This window comes from Capsulimonas corticalis, assembly GCF_003574315.2.
Lineage (GTDB): Bacteria > Armatimonadota > Armatimonadia > Armatimonadales > Capsulimonadaceae > Capsulimonas > Capsulimonas corticalis.
On sequence record NZ_AP025739.1, the window covers coordinates 4,911,936 to 4,932,656 of the forward strand.

The window sequence follows — 20,721 nt, forward strand, 5'->3', positions numbered from 1 at the left end:
CGGCCCTTCGGGCAACCCTCTCCCAATTCTAGGAGAGGGTTAAGAGTTGGATGAGGATCAAAGATCCTCAAAACAAAAACTCTGACTCCCCCTCTCCCAGAATTGGGAGAGGGGGCCGGGGGGTGAGGGCTCCCCCTCCCATTCCGCAAACTTCGTTTCGCACGACCAACCGAGGAGACCGCATTGCACACGATTCAAGACGACTCATTACGCGTTCACATCTATCAAGAAAACGGGGAGGTGCTGGCCGAAGTTTCGGACCTGCGGAGCGGCGCCGTCTGGGGACCGGCGCCTGCGTTTACATTGGAGGTGTACTCCATTCTCCTGCGCCGCACCGAGACGATGCCCGCACCCGAGGCGCGGATCGCACAGGGCGACGATTGGATCGATGTGACGCTCGGGGTGGACAACCAATTTTTCAGCGCGTCGGCGACGGCGCGTTTTTCCCTGGATCAGGGCGAACTGGTGGTGGAGATTCCCAGCGATCGGGTTCAGGAAGGGCGTCCAGAGACCTCGCTGCTTTCCGGCCTGCACGTGCTGCCTAATCTGCTTAGCACCTCGCCCGAAGCGCCGGGACATCTGGTGCTGCCGTACCGGGTCGGCGCGCTTTGTTTCCCCGAGCGCCATAGCCGCCATCAGGAAAACTTTTTGATCTACGGCGAGCAGCACCAGTGGGAGCTGATGCCGATGCTGCCCGCGTGCGGCGCCGTGCGCGAACGTGAGAGCAGCGCCATGCTGCTGATCGCCGATCAGGGCGACTGCGACACGGAGTGCCGGGTCGCGACCGACGGCGTGGGCGGCGGGCAGGTCAGCTTCTCCATGCGTTATCACTACACACGGATCGACCCGGTCGATCCGATCGACCGCCGCCTGCGCTTTGCGCCGCTGCGCGGCGAGGACGCCAATTACGCCGGCATGGGACGCCGGCTGAACGCGCATGTCTTTGCGAAGGCGGGGCGAGGGACTCTTCTGGAGCGTGCGGAGGCGAACCCGGATATCGCCTATGCGTCGAAGTCGCTCGTTCTGAAGATCATGCACGGCTGCAAGGATATCGGCTCGATCACCGGCAGCGGGCGGTTCCATCTCGCCACCACGTGCGAGCAGGCGATGGAGCAGCTTTCTCTGCTGAAGCATAGCGGCTTCGAACGCGTGATGGTGCAGCTGACGGGCTGGAACCTGGAGGGGCACGACGGCTGCTGGCCGACCCGCTTCCCGGTCGAGCCGGCGATCGGCGGCGAGGAAGGGCTGCGCGAGTTGATCGCGCACGGCCAATCGCTCGGATTCCAGATGCAGGTACACGACAACTATCTCGACCTTTACGAGCGCTCCTACTGGTTCGATCCCGAACTGTGCACCGGCGACGTCTACGGCGGTCCGCTCAAGCGCGGCTGCTGGGCCGGCGGCATCAACTACATCGGCTGGCCGCTGGCGTACCCGGACACGCTGCTGGGCGACCAGATGCGGGAAGTGCAGAAGCTGGGACCGGCCGGCATTTACTACCTGGACGCCATGGGACTGCCGCTGGAGATTTCCTACAACCGCGCCCACGGCGAGCGACGCTACCGCCGCGCCTGCGCCGACGGCGTCGCGCGCATCCTGCGCGCCAGCCGCGAGGTCTTTGGCTCCGCCGGCACCGAGAACGGCTATCTCTACTGCGCCGCCGAGTGCGATTATATCGGCTCGCCGTTCCTGGATCTCTTTGGCGAACCGGTCAGCGAGATGATCGACCAGATGGTCCCGCTCTGGTTTATGGCGATGAAGGGCCATATCTTCACGAACCTGCACGACACATATAACGCTGTGGTCGATAAGGGTGACCACTCGCCAATCACGGTCGCGCATCGGATGCTCAAGATGGCCGAACTCGGTCTGCTGCCGCGCAACGAAGGCGTCGCCGTGCGCGGCGATTGGGGGTATCCGCTCGAAGAAACCATCGAAGCGATGCGCCTGGAGTACGACCTGATGACTGGCCCGCTCGCGGAGACGATCCTGGCGTCTTTGGTGGATCACCGTGTTATGGCCGGCGATCCGGAAAAGAACGACCACATCACGTATTCCCGCTTCTCCAGCGGCGTCGAGACCGTCTGCGACTACAAAAACGGGAGTTTGGAGATCAACGGCCAGAAATACCCGCTGCCCAAGGACTTCGCAAAACGCCCCGAAGTCGCGCGCGGCGCCCGCTCGCCCCTCGCCGCCGAGGCGTGGGTGTGAGGGTGTTTTCGCTGACGCACTCTGACTTTGCGTGCGACGGCGTTTCGGAAATTCGGGCATGGCCGCCTCCGCCATTTTCAGATGGAAAAGGAAATTCGCCTTGAACTTAAGCTGGATCGATTGGACCATCGTCTTTGTCGCCGTGATCGGGATCCGCGCGGTCAGCTGGAGCACGCGTTCGCTGATGCGCGGGGTCGCCGACTTTCTTTCGGCGAACCGACTCGCCGGGCGGTATCTGCTCACGATCTCCGGCGAGGTGGGCGGCTTTGGCGTCATCTCCATGGTGGCGGGTTTTCAGGCGTTTACATCCGCCGGATTTCCCAACTACTGGTGGGGACTGATGTCGGCGCCGCTCGGGATCATCTTCGTGATGACGGGGTGGGTGTACTACCGATTGCGCGAGACGCGCGCGCTCACGGTGGCGCAGTTCTTTGAGATGCGCTACAGCCGGAGATTTCGGATCCTGGCGGGCACGCTCTGCTGGCTCTCGGGGATCATCAACTTTGGGATCTTTCCTGCCGTGGCCGCGCGGTTTTTGATCTACTTCTGCGGCTTGCCGGACACCTTCCCGCTGCTGGGGCTGCATATTGCGACCTATCCCGTGATCCTGGCGGTCGATCTGGGGCTGGCGCTGTTCTTTGTCAACGCCGGCGGCCAGGTCTCGGTCATGATCACCGAGTGCGCGCAGGGGATTGTCGCGAGCTTCGCGTTTTTCGCCATCGCGGTGGCCGTCATCGTCATGATCCCCTGGCATACGGAAGTGGCCGCGCTCCAGCTCGCGCCCGCCAACGCGTCCATGCTCAATCCGTTTCACACGAGCGAGATCAAGGACTTCAATGTCTGGTTCTATCTGATTGGAATCTTTATCTCGGTCTACGGCTTTCAAAGCTGGCTGGGAACGCAGGGCTTCATGACCTCGGCGCGCACGCCGCACGAGCAGCGCATGGGGCAGATCATCCGGGTGTGGCGCTCGGCGCCGCAGGACCTCATGCGCATGGCGTTGCCGCTCGCGGCGTTCACGGCGCTGAACTCGGCGCAGTATGCGCCGCAGATGGCGGCCGTGCATGAGACCATCAGCCATATCAGCAACAAGGCTGTGCAGAACGAGATGCTCGTGCCGGTGGCGCTCGCGCACATCCTGCCGGTGGGCATCAAAGGTCTTCTGGTGATGGTCGCCGTGTTCCTTTCGCTCACCTGCCACGACACCTATATGCACTCGTGGGGAAGTATCTTCGTGCAGGATATTGTTCTGCCGATACGGCAAAAGGCGTTTACGCCGCAGGAGCATATCACCTGGCTGCGCTGGTCGATCTTCGGCGTCGCCCTGTTCTCGTTCTTCTTTAGTCTGCTGTATGTGGAATCCGACAAGATCTTCTTCTTCCAGGCGATCACCGGAACGATCTGGCTGGGCGGCGCCGGCGCCGTGATGATCGGCGGGCTCTACAGCCGGTTCGGGACCACGGCGGGCGCCTACTGCGCCATGGTGTCGGGAGCGGTGCTCGGCATTGCGGGGCTCGTGATTCCCAAGATGTGGGAAGCGCGCCACACCGATCCGTTCCCGATCAATGGGCAGTGGCTGATGCTGATCGCCAGCCTGATCTCAATCGCGCTGTATGTCGGAGTTTCCGTCGCGACGGGCGGCGCGAAGCGTCCGTTCAATCTGGAGAAGATGCTGCATCGGGGAGCGTATTCGGACGATCCGCAGCCGGTGGAGGCGAAGACGGCCCTGCGCGGCCGGTGGCTGGAGATGCTCGGAGTCGGCAAGGAATTCACGAAGAGCGACACGGCGCTGGCGATGCTGCTGACGGTCTGGACGCTGGGCTGGTGGCTGGTGTTCCTGGTCGTCTGCGCGATGCATTTCTTCTTCAACGCCATTCCGGACTCCTTCTGGCCGGCCTACTGGCGCGTCAATCTGCTGATCCTGGCCGCGGTCAGCGTTCCGTCGCTGATCTGGTTCACCGTCGGCGGCGTGCTGGACATGCGCGCGCTGCTGACGGCGCTCAAAACCGCCGTCCGAAACCCGCTGGACGATGGCCGGGTCATCCATGAGACGGACGACCGTCTGGATCCCGAGCCGGTCCGGGAGCCTGTGATCCAATAATCGTTACGTATTCCCCATTCCCATTAAAGGTCGGTTTTATGTCTCTGCTGGATTCTCTCAAAACAACGCCGCGTATTTATCGAACGTTCGCCCCGCCCGCGCTTTTGCAAATCGCGATGCCGATGGGCGGCCTTGGCGCCGGATGCATCTGTCTGAACGGTTACGGAGGCTTGCAGGACTTCGCGATACGCAACAAGCCGGCGACGACCGCGCTGCCGGATGGTCACAGCTTTCATGACGCCGCGTTCGCCCTCGTGCATATCAAGGGCGAACGGCCGGTGACGAGATTGCTGGAAGGCCCGCTGCCCAAGGAAAAGATCTACGATCAGGCGCTGCAAGCGCAGGGGTATCGTCATGGCGGACACGAAGGAATGCCGCGCTTTGAGCACGCGGAATTCGACGCGGGATATCCGTTCGGCGTGGTCCGCCTGACGGATCCCGCGCTCCCGCTCAAGGCGGCCGTGACGGGATGGAGCCCGTTTATCCCCCGCGACGACGTCCACTCCGGAATGCCGTGCGCGATGCTGGAGTACCGATTTGAGAATGTGGGCGCCGATGATGTCGAATTCGAGTTTTCTTATCATCTCTCGCATCTGATCGGCGATGAAGAGGGCGGCGACGGTTCCGGGTGGCGCGCCGCTCGAACCTCGGTCTTAACCGGCGAAAACGGACCGCTGGGCGTTCGATACCACAGCGAATTGCCCGCCACTCAGGAGAATTATGGGAGTGCGGCGCTCTGCGCGGTTGGCTGGACTCCGCGCGTGAAGGCGATGTGGCTGCGCGGCGGCTGGTTCGACGCCATTTCGGGACTGTGGCGCGAAACATCCACAGGCCGGTTTGTGGAAAATGACGGTTCCGAGCCTGTCGAGGACGCCGCCAGCCGCACCGGCGGATCGATCCTGGGCGGCGCCGTTTTGAAGCCGGGAGAATCGGCGGTCTTTCCCATCCTGATCGCCTGGCACTTTCCCAATTCCGACATGACCAGCGGGCAGCTGCCGTGCGGCGGCTCCTGCGGATCGGACTGCGGCTGCGCGGCGTCTCCGGCGTGGAGAACGTTTTACGCCGGCCGCTGGCGCGATGCTGAGGCGGTCGCGCGGGACGCCGCCGCGCAATATGGCGCGCTGCGCGCGCGGACGCTGGCGTTCCAGCATGCGCTTGCGGATTCCACGCTGCCGCCGGATGTCATCGACGCCGTCGTGTCCAACCTCGCCATTCTGAAGTCCGCGACAATATTGCGGCAGGAGAACGGAAACCTCTGGGCCTGGGAAGGGTGCATGACGCAATGCGGAAGCTGTCCGGGTTCGTGCACGCATGTTTGGAACTACGCACAGGCCATGCCGCACCTCTTTCCAAAGTTAGAAAGAACGCTGCGCAACCAGGAGCTGGAGCGCTCGATGGACGAGGAAGGGAATATCAACTTCCGGTCCGCGCTGCCGGATGGTCCCACGCTTCATGGCGGCCACGCCGCCGCCGACGGTCAGCTGGGCGGCATCCTGAAACTCTGCCGCGACTGGATGATCTCCGGCGACACGGATTGGATGCGCCGTCTGTACCCGCTGGCGCGGCGCAGCCTGGATTACTGCATCGCGACCTGGGACCCCGACCGGCAAGGCGGCCTGTTCGAACCGCATCACAACACCTACGATATTGAGTTCTGGGGACCGGACGGCATGTGCGGCAGCGTGTATGCAGGCGCGCTCTCGGCAATGGCGCGGATGGCGAATCATCTTGGCGAGGCCGATCAAGCCGACTCATACGGCGCCCTCGCGCGCAAGGCCGCCGGATTTATGTCCCGCGAGCTGTTCAACGGCGAATACTACCAGCAGAAAGTCCAGTGGGAGGGATTACGGGACCAATCGTTCCTCGCCAGCATCGCCGGCGTCGATGCGAGCAGCACGGAGATGAAGCGTCTGCTGAAAGCCGAAGGCCCGAAGTATCAATACGGCTCCGGCTGTCTTTCCGACGGCGTGATCGGCGCATGGATGGCGACGATCTACGGGGTCGGCGCGCCCATGGATCGCGCGGAGGTCCGCTCGACTCTCAGCGCGATCTTCCGGCATAACTTCAAGCGCGACCTGTCCGACCATGTCTGCTTGCAGCGTCCCGGCTACGCCCTCGGCCACGAGCCCGGACTCATCCTTTGCACATGGCCGCGCGGCGGGAAGCCGACGCTTCCGTTCGTTTACAGCGATGAAGTCTGGACAGGGATCGAACACCAGGTCGCCTCGCACCTGATCGAAGAGGGACTGGTGGAAGAGGGCCTGACGATCGTCCAGGCGGTGCGCGCCCGTTACGACGGCCACGTGCGCAATCCGTTTAACGAATATGAATGCGGCTCCTACTACGCGCGCGCCATGGCGAGCTACGCCCTGCTCAATTCGCTCTCGGGATTCCGCTACTGCGCCGTCACCCAAACGCTGTGGTTCGGCCCCAAGATCGGCGGCGGCCGGTTCCAGGCGTTCTTCTCCGCCGAATCGGGATTTGGGACCGTGCGATTGGCCGACGGCGCTCTCACCGTCGATCTGATCGAAGGCGAACTGCAAGTGGCTAAGCTCGTCCTATCACAGGGCGGCCAGGAGCGTGAGCTATCCTGGGAAGCGACCGCACGCGTGGGCGCGCCCGTTCAAATTCCCATTTGAACGGGCGGCGTGGGGAGCGGATGTCTGCAAGGTAAGGTATCATTTTGACATCAGTCCGGCGGATCGGCGCCGCGATAGGAGCCGTTATGACATCCCTCCCACATAGCGCGAATCTCGAAGAAGACACGACACGCCTCTTACAAACTGCGGTCGCCGCTCTCGACGCCGGCGCCGCCGCTAAGCTTCAGGAGATGCTCGATCGGCGCCCAGCAATCACGCAGTACCGAACGGAAGTTGGCGATGGCGGTTACTTCGCCAGCGCCACGCTGCTGCATCACATCGCCGGCAATCCGATCCGTTATCCTCTTCCCGCGAACATCCTGGAGGTCGCCGCGATCGTGCTTCAGCATGGCGCCGATCCCAACGCGCTCTGCGGCGTCCCCGGCAACAGTTATTCGACGATTGGTCTTTTGCTGACGAGCAAGCAGGCGTCCGAAGCGGGAGTCGCCGTGGCTCTGATCGATCTTTTGCTTGCCGCCGGCGCCAAAGACGAAGTGTTCACCGACGCTGATGTTCTCTCCAAGCCGCTCTGGAATGGGGGGCGTGCGACGGCGGAAGCGCTCGTGGGGCGCGGCGTTGCGATGGACGCTCGTCACGCGGCGGCGCTTGGGCGATTGGATCGGCTTCAGGAAATACTGGACGGCGCACCGATGGAGCGCCGCATTTTGGAAGAAGCGCTCGTTTATGCGAGCATGCAGAACGAGTGGGAAGCCGTCAGGCTTCTTGTGACGCGGGGAGCGAAGGGCGACGTCAACGCTTCGCCCGGCGGTCAGTCGTCAGCCCTGCACAACGCCGCATGGCGCGGGAATACCGACATTGTGAACTTGCTTCTGGAGCACGGGGCCGACGCCTGCGTGCGCGACAATCAGTATCAGGCGAGCCCGGCGGGGTGGGCGGAGCATGGCGGCCACGCCGAGCTTGCGGCGCTTCTTCGCAGCCGCGAAGGCGGCTGACGGGTAAGTGAGGATAGTGCAATGTTTAGATCAGATTTCGTAATGCCGAGACAGATGGGATCTGGTATCATCTTAAACAGCAAATACATCAAATCTGGCGTTCAAGCAATAACATCCCATCCACATGAGTTGCTGTTGCTTCAATTGCTGTCTATCTGGGAGCTTAATGAAAAAGGCAGTCCTTCACGTCCTTTTGTTGTCGTCGCTCGCCGCTGTCCACGCCGCCGCCGCGCAGTCCACGCATTCCTCGTTTGACGCCGCCACCGGAACGATTGTCGATTCCCGCTGGAAGTCCGGCATGCCGCTGGGTGGTATTGGGGACGGTAAGATCGAGCTGATGACGGACGGTTCGTTCGGCAACTTCACCCACCAGCACAACTGGGATCGCCCGTATCGCTGGGCGAAAGGCGCATTCGCCGCGATCCGCGCGCAGGAGGCGGGCGGCGCGCCCGTCGTGCGGATCCTTCGGCTTCAGAAGGGCGACGAATATACGGGAATCGCCAATGTGCGGCATACGCGCATGCAGGGATGGTTCCCGCGCGCCCAGATCGACTACGCCGACGATGCGCTGCCGGTGAACGTGCGCCTGGAGGCGTTTTCGCCGCTCATTCCCCATGACATCAAGAACTCCAGCATGCCGGTCGCCTTTCTGGACTATCGCGTGACCAATCCCACGCAAAAGACCGTCAAGGCGAGCATGCTGCTTTCCTGGCCGAACTTGTTAGGGTGGGGCGGCCGTACGGACGCGAAGTGGGACGATATCCGCGGCGGCCGCCAAACGCCGGCGCACGCCGGCGCGCTTCAAGGACTGCGATACACGACGGCGCAATCCTACGCCGATCAGCGGCGTAACGTTCTGGGCGAAGACTTTGTCGGCGTTCGATCGGACAGCGGCCTTGCCGTCAGCTCATGCGCGTCGTGGGACGCCGCCGCGGAAACGCCGGCGTTTTGGAGCGACTTTGAGAAGACCGGACGCGTTCAGGGAGCGGCGGGGTCGCCCGAACAGTCGGCGGGCGCCGTGGCGGCGGAGACGACGCTGAAGCCGGGCGAAACACGCGTTTTCCGGTTTCGAGTCGTCTGGGCGATGCCGCAGATGATCACGATGCAGAACCGGCAGGTCGCGAGCAAAAACACCGATGCGTCGAAGACCGATGTCGAAGCGATTACGGACTCGGACGCCGGATCGCGCTGGGATACCGGCCGGGCGATGCAGGCGGGCGATAACCTGGTCGTCGCGCTCGGACAGTCCGTCACGCCTGCGTCGATCACGCTCGATTTCGGGCAGGCGGGAACGGACTACCCGCACGGCTTGCGCATCGAAGTCTCTTCGGACGCGAAAACCTGGAAGGAAGTCGCCGTCAAAACGGCGGACGAAATGAAGGGAGCGTCCCAGACCATCGCACTGGCGCCGATTGCCGGAAAGTATCTGCGCCTGACCAATCTCGGTACGGATTCCTTTTATTGGTGGAGCGTCTTCGGCATGAGCGTCCACACGGCGGGGCAGACCGCGCCGCTGAAGCTGGCGCCGGACGCCGTGACCGCCTATAAGATCAAGACGACCAGTCTCGTCGTGGAGGATGTCGGCCATTATTGGCGCAATTGGTGGAGCGGGGCGCAGGGCATCGCCGCTTACGCCGACAAAAACGAAGACACGCTCCTCCAGCAGACGAAATCGTGGCAGGATCCCGTTCTCAAGTCGAGCCTTCCGTTCTGGATGAAGCTCAAGCTGATCAACTGCGCGTTCCCAATGTTCGCCAATACCGTGCTCACCAAAGACGGGCGCTTTGCCGTCCTCGAAAGCCCGATCGATATGGGCGGCGCGCTGGGCACCATGGATCAGCGCATGGCGTCGCACGCCTTTTTCACCTCGTTCTTCCCCGAGCTGGACCGGGCGGAGCTGGAGCTGTACGCCGCCTGCCAGCAGCCGGACGGGCGCATTACCCACTTCGACGGCAATATCCATGAAGTGATCGGCCGTCCCGATGTCGGATACGGAATCACCGACTGGCCGGACCTTTCGTCTGCCTGGGTCATGCAGGCCGTTAAGCTCTACCGCTGGACCGGGGACGCTTCGTTTCTGGAACGTATGAAGCCGCACATCACCCACGCCATGGACTGGCTAGAGAAGGACGGCGCGGACGATAATCTCATTCCCGCCGGCGGCAGCACTTACGATTACGAGCAGCTCCCGCGCGGCGAGTTTATCTATTCAGCGTCGTGTTATCTGGGGGCGCTGCGCGCGGCGTCGGCGATCTCGGATCCCGCGCAGGCGTCGGCGTACGACAAGCATCTCGGCGATGTCCAGAAGTCGGTCATGACGGACCTGTGGAACGGAACGTTCTTCCGCAAGTGGCGGCAGCCCTCCACGGGGAAGACCGTGGAGGACAGCTTTGTCGCGAATCTCGCCGGCGATTGGCTGGCGCGCTTGTCGGGACTGCCGCGTACGCTCGATCCGAAGATCATCCATCAGAGCGTGACGCAGACCATCGCGCGGCATCAGAAGCCGTTCTTCCCCACGCCGCCGATGCAGGTGACTCCGGCGGGGAAGCTCACGACGACGTCGTGCTATTTCCTTCAGCATGAGCCTTATCTGGGCTGCGAGGCGATCTACGAGAACTACGTGGATGACGGCGTGGAGACGCTGAAGCGCGTGTACGACTGCGCCTGGGAGCTGAACCATAGCCCGTGGGATCAGTCGCTCGCCTACGACGCGCCGTCGGGCGTTCAAAGCGGCCTCGCGACTTACATGACCTGTCCGACCTCCTGGCATGTGCTCAGCGCGCTCGCCGGAACGTCGCTGGACCTGCCGGGGAAACGGCTTTATGTCTCGCCGCGTCTCATGACGACCGAAACCGAGATGCACCTCCCCGTCTTCTTCTCACGATTCTGGGGCTGGCTGGACTATGTTCCCGCCCAGCATCGTCTGGCCCTGCGCGTGGACCGCGTCTTTGCCACGGACACGGCGCGGGCATCGCTCTATCATATCGCCGGGGAAGCGGACGCGCCGGATTCCGCGATGACAATCACATCCGTCGCGGCGGACGGCGACGCCGCGCCGATCGCCCTGGAGGCGCCCTTCGCCGTGAAAGAGGGCGCGACGTTGGATCTCTCCTCCCTGATCGACCGGCTGGCGCCGTCGTCCCGCAGCGAAACGGTGGACTTTGAAGTGAAGGCGCCCGCTCCCACGCGGCCAGGCCTGCCCTCGGGAGATTGGGTGCTGAGCGATAACTTGCACGATTCGCCGGAACTGGCCGCCTCCGTCGGCCAAACGGCGCTCGATGGCGATCCAACTTCCCGATGGACGACGCTGCGCCCCATGCTTCCCGGCGATCAGCTGACGCTCGATATGCGCAAGGTCCAGCGGATTGCCAGGATCGTCCTCGATAGCGCGAAGTCCCCGGGCGACTACCCCCGAGGGTATCGGCTGGAGACATCCACCGACGGCGCCGCCTGGAGCGAAGCCGCGCGCGCCGACGCCGGCCAGGTCAGCTCCGCGCAGCAAGCCGGCGTCCTGACGATCGCCATCACGCCCACGGACGCCCGCTACGTGCGGATCACCAACGAAGGCGCCGACCCCGGCGCCTTCTGGTCCGTGCATGAACTGATGGTTTACGGGGAGTAGAACCACCAGCTTCACGTGTGGGGAAAAGTACGTCCATTCAGTGGAGGAAATTCGGTATGCTTGGCGAAAAGATTCACGTGCCAATCCTTTGCATTCGATCCTCCATCGCCTCCGAGCATCTCATGGACCCCCTCGAAGGGACCTCAAGCTATATCTTCGAATACTTCGACTCCCAGGTCGAATTGGAAGGCGAGGATGGGGTGCGGGAATATCCGGGAAACGTCTGTATCCTTTATGCGCCGGGCCAGAGGCAGCTTTACAGGACATCCAAAAGCGTCAGTCACACATGGTTTCATGTGAGCGGCGAGGGGCTGGAAGAGTGCCTGCGGAGATATGAAATTCCCACAAATCGGGCGATGGCGGGACCGTTCGAATCGCTGGCGCTGGCGACTTTTCTGGAGGATGTGCGCCGCCATCACGTGCAGCGGGAGCCATACTGGGAAGACGCCGTGACGCTGCTGTGCCGGACGTTTCTGCGCAATCTCTCTCGCGCGATCTCCCATGGGGTCGTGATGGCGCCGCCGTCGCTCTATCAAAAGGAAACCTTGATGAGCCTGCGGCGGCTGCGCGCCCACGTCCATTCCAACTTGAAGCACCGATGGAGCATCGACGAGATGGCCTCGCTCGTGCATATGAGCTCGTCGCATTATCGCAAAACCTTCGCGCATTACTTCGGGGCCAGTCCAATCGAAGACCTGATCAACGCGCGGGTGCGGCAGTCCAAGCTGCTGCTGCGCAATTCGACGATGTCGGTCACCGGGATCGCCGAATACTGCGGTTTCACCAGCGCGTCGCAGTTCCATGTCTGCTTTCGCAAGCATACCGGCGGCTCTCCGGGCGAATTCATCAAGACGGAGCGGCCGTTGTCCGTGGACGAGGGCGCGCGGCCTTCGGCGCATGCGGACGAAGATGTGGACGATCTCTCGCTGCTCTATCTGGAGCCCGTGGGCTACTGGCGGTTCGACGATGATGAGGCGGGCTGCGATCAGGACTATCACTTTCGCTACAGCCGGGCGATCTTTCACCATGGCGCCGTGTTAGGCTCCGGGCCGCACGGCGGGGGCGCGCTGCGGGTGGACGGCGTGCGGTCCTATGCGGAAGTCGCCGAGCCGGTGGTCGATACCGCGCAGAGCTTTACCGTGTGCGCCTGGGTGCTCATCGAAGACGAGGACCCAGGCGCCGAGTGGATGACCGCCGTGAGTGTGGGTAATGACGACCATTGCAGTTTTTATCTCCAATACTGCGCGCCGGAAGACCGTTTCATGTTTACCGTCACGTATTCCGAAACCGACTTCACCACGATCCACGCGCGCGGCGCGGCGAAGCCGGACAAGAAGCGGTGGACGCATCTTGTCGGCGTTCACGACGGCGAGAAGCGCCAGATAACGCTCTGGGAAAATGGCGAGCTGAGCGAGACGCTTCCGTTTGAGACGCCCTGGGCCGCGCCGGGGCCGACGCGCTTTGGGGCAGGGGTGTATTGGGGCGCCCTGGTGGACTTCTGGGCAGGGCGGATCGCCGAGATCCGTTTCTTTGACCGGGCGCTGTCGCCTGCCGAAATCCGGACGGTTTACGGTCACTCCCGAGGCGAATAAACGATGGGCGCGGATTTCGTGGATGGAAAAATCGATGTCGTCGCCTCGGGGATCCGGCCGTCGCATCCTCCGGATTTCAAGATCGATTGGCCGGTCGGCAACAAAGAATATGGGTTTGTCCAATTCCACGAACCCGTGATCCTGGAGGACTGCGCCGGACGACGGGAGCGCCCTGCGGGAACCTGTATCGTATACATGCCCTTCCAGCCCAGGTACTACCGGGCGCGGCAGGGGAGCCTGGAGCATACCTGGATACTCGCCATCGGCTCCGGCGTGTCCGATTGCCTGGCCGAATATGCGATCCCGACCAACACGGCGCTGGAGCTGGGGGAACTGGAGTTTCTGGAGCCCTACATCCACAGTGTCCGTCTGGAGCGCCTGCATCTGCATCACCATTATGAAGATGCGATCACGGATCTTTCACGGGAGTTCTTGCGCAGGATCGGAGTGCTCATCGCCCAGGCCGCTGAGCCTTTGACCGTGATCCAGCGGCGGCGGGCGGATATGCTCAACGAGATTCGGCTCGCCGTGCACTCCGATATGTGCCGCCGGTGGACCGTGCCCGAGATGGCGGCGATCAGCGGGCTGAACGCCACTAGGTTCGCCACGGAGTACACCAAGCAGTTCGGCGCCAGCCCGATTGACGATCTGATCGACGCGCGCCTCAGACGCGCGGAATTTCTGCTCAAGCACCGCTCGCTCACGGTTAAGCAGATCTCGGTGGAGTGCGGCTTCACCAGTCCGGAGCACTTCAACCGTCTGTTTCATGCCCGGCGCGGCTACTCGCCCGGCCAGTTCCGCAAGCTCTGAACGCTGTCGTCTGACGAGGCGGCATATGAGAATTGATCAAGAATTGCGCCACATTCATACTTGCGCGGAAAGAACGCCGAGTGTTACAATTGGCAACTGAAACGATTCGTAGAAAGCAGGTGAATAATCATGAAGACCAATCCAAAGACTATCGGTTTCACGTTGATCGAGCTTCTAGTAGTAATAGCAATAATTGCTATTCTTGCCGCAATTTTATTTCCTGTCTTTGCCCAGGCGCGGGAGAAAGCGCGCACCATCGCCTGTCTGAGCAATCTCAAGCAAATAGGGATCGCCACCATGCAGTACACCCAAGACTACGACGAGCGCTTTATGTACGAGTATCGCGACGAAAATGGCGGCGGTACGGCATGGCCGAATAATCCGCCGATACTGCCGAACGGGCAGCTCGCGGGCTGGTATACGGCGCCGCTCAACAATCTCGCCAGCTCCAACTGGGCGTATGAATTGCAGCCCTATCTCAAGAATACGCAGGTGATGTCCTGCCCGTCCGCCCCGGACCAGCAGGGGTGGAACCCGCCGACCAGCACGGACCGGATCAGCTATATCGCCACCTCTTATGTGCTGGACGGATTCACAAATCCGGGAACGCCGATCAATCTCGCGAAGATCGTTGCGCCCTCGGATTTGATCCTGGTTTTCGACGGCGGCAACGTCACGAAAGTCGCGCAGATCCAGGGATGGAACGGATACGATTTCAACAATCGCTGCGTGGTCAACAATAACTTCCAGCCCAGCAACGGCGTGTGTCCGCAGTGCTGGGGCGACTGGATTGCGCGCCACCAGGGCGGCCGCAACTACAGCTTCGCGGACGGTCACGCGAAGTGGTTTACGGATTCCAATATATATATCACCACCCATCCTGATCGATGGGATGGTTCTTGCCAGAAATAGTCGTGGAGCATTCGCTTTCATCTCCCTTTGGGAGATGAAAGCGAAATTTTCGATATATTACTATTGATATCATTGCAACTCAGAAAGATAAAGGAGAGAATAATGCCGAAGTTATTCCGTCATGCGCGTTTCGCCGCTGCGCTCTTATGCGTCGCTTCCACGATCTGTCCCCGGCCAGCCCTTGCCGGCAGCCCTCCAGGGGATGTCGTCGGCAAGCTTACCGCCGCCTATCAGGGGTACTTTAGCTGCAAAGAGCCGACGGCTCCAGATGGACAGGGATGGATCCATTGGTCGTATGACGTCAACAGCCCTCCCAGCTTGACCAACTACAGCTGTTCCTCGTGGCCCGACATGCGCCCGTACACCACCGGGACTTACGCCACGAGCTGTCCTAACTTCGGCAACGGTCAGCCCGCGAAGCTCTTTACCTCCTACAACTCGTCCATCGTCAGCACGCATCTGAATTGGATGAAGCAGAACGGCATGGCGACCGTGGCGATCGGCCGGTTCGATCCCGTCGGGATTTCCGGTCCGACAACACAGGCGCAGCTGATTCAGGCGGCGGCGCCGGCGGCTGGGATGAAGTACTACATCAGCTACGATCTCTCGGGCTGGAACAACTTCTCAACCGAGCTGCCCGCCGATTGGACGAACGTCATCGTCAATCAGCTTCATATGCCGACGAACGCAAACTATGCGAAGCAAAACGGCAAACCCGTCGTCGAGGTCTGGGGCTTGGGGAACGTTAACGCCCACAACGGAACGCCCGCAAGCGAATTGGCGCTGGTAAATTGGCTGAAGTCGCAGGGCTGCTACGTCATCGGCGGAGTCTCCCATGCATGGCGATGGGGAACGGATATGCAGCCGTTTGTCTCGGTTTTTCAGGCGTGCAATATGATTCAGCCTTGGCAAATCGGAGTCGTCGGCGACATTGCCAGCGTGGACAGTAATAAGAGCGCACAGGCGGACGACCTTGCCTGGTGCAACAGCAACGGCGTCGACTATGAATGCTGTATTCTTCCCGGCGATATCAGCGTCCACCAGCGCCAGCATGGCAATTTGATGTGGGAAGAATTCGCGAATCTCCGATCCATCGGCGTTCAGAGCGGCTTCATCACGATGTTCGACGAGTTCGGCGAAGGGAATCAAATCATGCCGACTGCCGAGGACGCCAGCATGAGCCCGACCAATCCGTCAGGAATTACGATCCCCGCTGCGAACGCCAATCACTTCTGGACGCTCGACGAGGACGGAACGCACTGTTCGTCGGATTATTACATGCGGCTGACGGCCGACGGCGGCAAGATGCTGCAAGGGCTGATCCCGCTCACATACACACGCCCCACGCCTCCGGTCCGCAAGCTTATTCCGGGAACGGTAGTGTCGTTTCAGGCAACCGTCAACAGCAAGTACGTCTGCGCCGACAACGCCGGGGCAAACCCGCTGATCGCCAATCGCTCCTCCGTCGGGGCATGGGAGCAGTTCCGCGTGGTCGATATGGGAAACAATAACATCGCGCTGCTGTCTCTGGCGGATAATCTGTATGTATCCGCCGATAACGCGGGAGCCAGCGCCTTGATCGCCAATCGAAGCTCCGCGGGTCAATGGGAGACCTTCTATGAGTGCGACGCCGGAAACGGCAACGTCGCGCTGCGCGCCCTCGCCGACAACCAGTTTGTCTGCGCGGACAATGCGGGCGCGAATCCGTTGATCGCCAATCGGACGACGTATGGATTGTGGGAGACCTTTACCGTCCGAACCTATTGATGGCGAAGGAAAGAAAACACTCTCAAGCGTAAGGGAGGCAATGGAGCATTCCATTGCCTCCCTTACGCATGTCTGAAGGCAGAATTAATGTGAGTTATGTGTATAATCGACTTTGATTGCCGGCAATCGGGCCGGCGCATTGACGCTATCTCACTTTGGAGGAGCCACCTGTGAAAATCCGCCTGCTGCTTCTACTGATTCTTGCGCTGGTTTTCCCGACATTTGCCCGTGCGGACGATCTTGTCGGCCCGTACGTCTACAAATCCAGCGTGCGCCTCAATACCCAGCACTATTTGGTATATTGGCCCAGTCCGACCGCGAAAGAGCCGCAATATCTTACGGGGAGCTGGGCTCCCAAACTGAACTTCAACGTGCAGGGGCCGCTGGAAGGCGGCAGTCAGATCAGTGTCCAGTTCACCAAGCCCGGCGGCGTGAAGTGGATCCATCGCGACCTCAAAACGGATGAAACCGACGCCGATTCCTTCCAAAGCTTCAGCCTCGACGGGATCGACCTGGACAAACAGGCGACCATGGCGACGGGAGAATTCACGCTGAACATCGTGCTGACCAACGCGCTGAACGGAACCAACAAACCCCTTTACACCGGCAAATTCGAAGTGGCGAAGTTTCACTACGGCGCCGCGCCCAACGAAGTCCACCAGGCCGATTACTATGTCAATCACGACTGGACGCTTCCCATCGGGCAGATGTCCTTTGACGACAATCCCGAAAACGCCGAAGCGCCGGCATTGCTGGTAAAGCTGTGGTTCCGCGGGCCTCTCGATATGCAGATGCTGGCGGGGTATCTGTATTACAACGGCAAGCAGATCAGCAGCACGAAATCGGAGGGAAATGTGTCCGCCCCGGTCGTCGTGCAGCCCGGCTCGACGCGGCCGGATTTGACCTGGTCGCGCTGCACGTTTGATTTCGCCAAAGTTTCCAAGGGACGCAATGGGGACAGCGCCAACAATTACGACAGCATGTTTTTCCTGGACAAGCATCCGGGAGAGTATGAGATCAAAGTGCTGCGCGGCGGCAAGCTGGCCCGCAGCGCGAAGTTCACGATCGGCCCCGACGGCGCTCTGGTCGATAACGGTCTGGCGGCCTCGAACAAGATGGGCAAGGGCGTCACCCTCATCCCGGTCACGACGGATTTGAGTCAGGACGCCGGCGCCAGCATCGCCAACTATAAGTCACTGGCCTTTTACGGCAATCCGGTTGTGGGATTCCCCTAATCTCCAAAAATCGCGTTCTCCCAAGGCTTCAGTGCGTTAACGGCTTGCCGGCGGGGGAGCGGTCGATTTTCGAACGATCAGGGTCGGGGCCAGCAGATGAGGCTCCGAGGAAGCGGATCCGCCGCGCAGCATCTGGACGAGCGTCCGCACTCCCTTCATTCCGATCTCGCCAAGGTCCTGGCGGATTGTGGTGAGGGGAGGGTGGACCATCGGGTCCATGCGTTCGTCATTGAAGCCGATCACGGAGAGATCGTTCGGGACTTGAACGCCGCTGTCGTGCGCGGCGCGCAGGGCGGCGATCGCCAGCGCGTCGGAGGCGGCGAAGATGGCGGTGGGGGGATGGGGCAGGCGCAGCAGCCTCAAGGTTCGTTCGTATCCCGAAGCGTCTTCATAGGTCCCAGGAAATAAATAATCGGGATCGCAGGGGGCGCCGGCGGAGGCGCAAACCTCCAGGAAGGTTTGCCGGCGGATCACGGCGCTGCTGAGGTTCTCGTCGCCGGACAGATGGGCGATTCTGCGATGTCCCAGATCGAGCAAGTGTCTTGTCGCGAGGATGGTTCCGGCCTCGTTGTCGATATCGATCGTCGGCACGCCGGATTCGCCGGACGTCGAGGAAAGGGATACCGCCGGCAGCCCCGAAACGCCGAGGGCGGTTAAGATATCGGAGTTGTCCGACGCGGCGATGACGATGACGCCGTCAATACGCCCGTCTCGAAGCGGCCCCAGCGATTCCGAAGCGTCCTTCCAGGACTCGGTGAAGAGCAGAATATTGTACTTTTCGAGCGACGCCGCCGCGACAATGCCCTCTAACACTGCGAATGCAAACGGGTTAGCCTCGGCGAGCGTCGCGCGCCGCAGGCCGATGATGACTCCGATCGTGCGCGTCGGATGCCCCGCCAGCGTTCGTCCAATCGCATTGGGATAGTATTGCAGCTCGCGCGCGACCTCAAGAATCCGCGCGCGTGTCGCGTCGGATACCCGCGTATTGCTGCTGGACCCGTTCAGCACGGCCGACGCCGTGGCGACTCCAATCCCCGCCTTGGCGGCGACATCCCGCAGACTTACCCGTTTGATCTTTCCTGGCTGATGGCTCATTCGGTAATTTTCACAAGTGACGGACGGTCATTTTCATCGCCATCATAACATTATCTCTCGCCGACTGTCAATGTGAAATCGAATGTGAAGTCTATTGACTCCCGATGCAACTCATGATAGAATATGTTCGGTTGACTAAGCGCTTGGTCATCGATCATTCATCAAGGCGCTCATAAGGAGCTATTGGCAATGCAGACAACTTCTTCGCCGGCCCGTCCGGCCATCCGCCGGCTGCGCGATCGTGTTATGGGATGCTGGCTGGGCAAGGCCGTCGGCGGCACTCTGGGGATGCCGTTCGAGGGGTGGGACGGTCCGCTGGATCTCGATTTTTACCGTCCCGTTCCGACAGAGATGCTGCCGAACGACGATCTCGATCTTCAGGTCGTTTGGGCCTGCGCGCTTGATAAGATGGAGACGATTGCGGTCGATCGTCATGTTCTCGCGCAGGCGTGGCTGGACCACGTCGAATTTCCCTGGGACGAGTATGGGGTCGCGATCCGCAACTTGAAGCTCGGCCTGAAGGCGCCGCTTTCCGGGGAATACGACAACTACTTCGTCCATGGGATGGGGGCGCCGATCCGCAGCGAGATCTGGGCCTGCCTGGCTCCCGGCGACCCCGCGACGGCGGCGGCGTACGCCTACGAAGACGGCTGTGTGGACCACGCCGGCGACGGCGTGTGGGGCGAGATGTTCCTGGCGGCCCTCGAAAGCGCCGCGTTTGTGGAGAGCGATCCGGATATTCTGCTCGACGAGGCGCTTAGCATTCTGCCGCCGGAAAGCGTCACCGGGCGCGCCGTCGCCGACACGCGCCTCTGGTATCGGGAACTTCGCGATTGGCGCGCCGTTCGGGAGCAGATCATCGCCAGTTACGGAAGCGACAACTTTACCTATGCGCCGATGAACATCGCGTTCACGATTTTAGGCTGGCTGGCCTCGGAAGGCGATTTCAGCCAGGCGATCTGTATCGCGGTCAACTGCGGCAAGGACACCGACTGCACAGGCGCGACCGTGGGTTCCCTGATGGGCATTATCGATCCGGACGGCATTCCCGACAAATGGCTCGCGCCGATTGGTCGCAATCTTGTCTTGAGTCCTGGGATTGTCGGCCTGGACGCCCCCGATACCCTGGATTCGTTCACCGATTTGGTCCTCGACCTGTCGGCTCGACTGGCGGGCAAAATGCCGGCGGCGCGGAGCTACGAACAGTCGACGGCGGATCTTGCCTTTCCCGTGCAGCGCGCTTTCGTGGACGCCTTCCCAACTCGCGATGAACCGCCTGTATTTGACGCGCCTCAGACAGTCATGCTGCCCGGCAACTACGCTCGCTTGCGATCATCGGATTTTCCGAAGGATACGCTTCTGCTGCGCTATGAATTTTCCCTCGGGGAAGCCGGCGAGACGTGCGTCGTGGCGAACACCCGCGAACGCTCGCGCGTGTGGCTGGACGGTCGTTTCGCATTCGGACGCAGCGGAGGGGAAATGGTTCCCTCGCCGCACCGCGCGCCCGGCGATCAGGTCACAAACCTGCATCTGGACGCCGGACGCCATGAGTTGATCGTCGCGATGGAGAAACCGGCCGGCGGCGCGGATCTGGAGTGGGTGGTTGTGGTGGCGGACGGCGGGACAAAGATCTGGCGTCCCTGGGCGTTTTTGCCCGGTCACCCGTCGAAAGCGGAGTAAAAACGCGGGTGATCTCTTTTCGCGAAATCGCATATTTGTTCACGTTCTGTTCACGATGTTGTTCACGGTGTGTATACACAAGGCTTGTAATATAGCGCTGTCGG

At 61.4% G+C, this 20,721-nt stretch carries 12 protein-coding genes; 11 read left to right on the forward strand and 1 reads right to left on the reverse strand.

The window, feature by feature from the left end; all coding sequences use genetic code 11:
* The first annotated feature begins 183 nt into the window (after positions 1 to 183).
* The 10 genes from D5261_RS20940 to D5261_RS20985 all read left to right on the forward strand — a co-directional run bounded on the left by D5261_RS20940 (position 184) and on the right by D5261_RS20985 (position 17,842).
* Positions 184 to 2,211: a DUF5696 domain-containing protein gene (locus D5261_RS20940; protein ID WP_119322214.1), complete on the forward strand. Its 2,028-nt coding sequence runs from the start codon at positions 184 to 186 to the stop codon at positions 2,209 to 2,211.
* A 100-nt stretch (positions 2,212 to 2,311) separates the two neighbouring features.
* Positions 2,312 to 4,312: a sodium:solute symporter family protein gene (locus D5261_RS20945; RefSeq protein ID WP_125206052.1), complete on the forward strand. Its 2,001-nt coding sequence runs from the start codon at positions 2,312 to 2,314 to the stop codon at positions 4,310 to 4,312.
* A gap of 38 nt (positions 4,313 to 4,350) precedes the next feature.
* Positions 4,351 to 6,951 (forward strand): GH116 family glycosyl hydrolase, encoded by a 2,601-nt coding sequence (locus tag D5261_RS20950; protein WP_119322212.1) that lies wholly within the window; start codon positions 4,351 to 4,353, stop codon positions 6,949 to 6,951.
* 86 nt (positions 6,952 to 7,037) lie between these two features.
* A complete protein-coding gene (locus D5261_RS20955; RefSeq protein WP_119322211.1) occupies positions 7,038 to 7,904 on the forward strand; it encodes an ankyrin repeat domain-containing protein in 867 nt (288 codons plus the stop codon).
* A gap of 166 nt (positions 7,905 to 8,070) precedes the next feature.
* Positions 8,071 to 11,526: a GH116 family glycosyl-hydrolase gene (locus D5261_RS20960; RefSeq protein ID WP_165864303.1), complete on the forward strand. Its 3,456-nt coding sequence runs from the start codon at positions 8,071 to 8,073 to the stop codon at positions 11,524 to 11,526.
* A 56-nt stretch (positions 11,527 to 11,582) separates the two neighbouring features.
* Positions 11,583 to 13,118 (forward strand): LamG-like jellyroll fold domain-containing protein, encoded by a 1,536-nt coding sequence (locus D5261_RS20965; protein ID WP_119322209.1) that lies wholly within the window; start codon positions 11,583 to 11,585, stop codon positions 13,116 to 13,118.
* Between the two features lie 3 nt (positions 13,119 to 13,121).
* The gene (locus D5261_RS20970; protein WP_119322208.1) at positions 13,122 to 13,928 is read left to right on the forward strand and encodes a helix-turn-helix transcriptional regulator; all 807 of its coding nucleotides are present in this window, start codon (positions 13,122 to 13,124) and stop codon (positions 13,926 to 13,928) included.
* A gap of 129 nt (positions 13,929 to 14,057) precedes the next feature.
* The gene (locus tag D5261_RS20975) at positions 14,058 to 14,840 is read left to right on the forward strand and encodes a DUF1559 family PulG-like putative transporter (protein ID WP_119322207.1); all 783 of its coding nucleotides are present in this window, start codon (positions 14,058 to 14,060) and stop codon (positions 14,838 to 14,840) included.
* Between the two features lie 102 nt (positions 14,841 to 14,942).
* Positions 14,943 to 16,607 carry a glycoside hydrolase family 99 protein gene (locus tag D5261_RS20980; RefSeq protein WP_119322206.1) on the forward strand — a complete coding sequence of 555 codons (1,665 nt, stop codon included), beginning with the start codon at positions 14,943 to 14,945 and terminating at the stop codon, positions 16,605 to 16,607.
* Between the two features lie 170 nt (positions 16,608 to 16,777).
* A complete protein-coding gene (locus D5261_RS20985) occupies positions 16,778 to 17,842 on the forward strand; it encodes a hypothetical protein (RefSeq protein WP_119322205.1) in 1,065 nt (354 codons plus the stop codon).
* Positions 17,843 to 17,878: 36 nt separating this feature from the next.
* Here the strand turns inward: D5261_RS20985 and D5261_RS20990 are convergent, their stop codons facing one another.
* On the reverse strand, positions 17,879 to 18,937 hold the full coding sequence (locus tag D5261_RS20990) for a LacI family DNA-binding transcriptional regulator (RefSeq protein ID WP_119322204.1): 1,059 nt from the start codon (positions 18,935 to 18,937) through the stop codon (positions 17,879 to 17,881).
* 189 nt (positions 18,938 to 19,126) lie between these two features.
* Here D5261_RS20990 and D5261_RS20995 point away from each other — a divergent pair, with 189 nt between their 5' ends.
* The gene (locus tag D5261_RS20995; RefSeq protein ID WP_119322203.1) at positions 19,127 to 20,617 is read left to right on the forward strand and encodes an ADP-ribosylglycohydrolase family protein; all 1,491 of its coding nucleotides are present in this window, start codon (positions 19,127 to 19,129) and stop codon (positions 20,615 to 20,617) included.
* The last annotated feature ends 104 nt before the right edge of the window (positions 20,618 to 20,721 follow it).

Coding starts and splice junctions, on each gene's coding strand:
- D5261_RS20995 (WP_119322203.1), top strand. CDS start 19,127: ATGCAGACAACTTCTTCGCCGGCCCGTCCGGCCATCCGCCGGCTGCGC.
- D5261_RS20955 (WP_119322211.1), top strand. CDS start 7,038: ATGACATCCCTCCCACATAGCGCGAATCTCGAAGAAGACACGACACGC.
- D5261_RS20960 (WP_165864303.1), top strand. CDS start 8,071: ATGAAAAAGGCAGTCCTTCACGTCCTTTTGTTGTCGTCGCTCGCCGCT.
- D5261_RS20965 (WP_119322209.1), top strand. CDS start 11,583: ATGCTTGGCGAAAAGATTCACGTGCCAATCCTTTGCATTCGATCCTCC.
- D5261_RS20980 (WP_119322206.1), top strand. CDS start 14,943: ATGCCGAAGTTATTCCGTCATGCGCGTTTCGCCGCTGCGCTCTTATGC.
- D5261_RS20950 (WP_119322212.1), top strand. CDS start 4,351: ATGTCTCTGCTGGATTCTCTCAAAACAACGCCGCGTATTTATCGAACG.
- D5261_RS20975 (WP_119322207.1), top strand. CDS start 14,058: ATGAAGACCAATCCAAAGACTATCGGTTTCACGTTGATCGAGCTTCTA.
- D5261_RS20990 (WP_119322204.1), bottom strand. CDS start 18,937: ATGAGCCATCAGCCAGGAAAGATCAAACGGGTAAGTCTGCGGGATGTC.
- D5261_RS20970 (WP_119322208.1), top strand. CDS start 13,122: ATGGGCGCGGATTTCGTGGATGGAAAAATCGATGTCGTCGCCTCGGGG.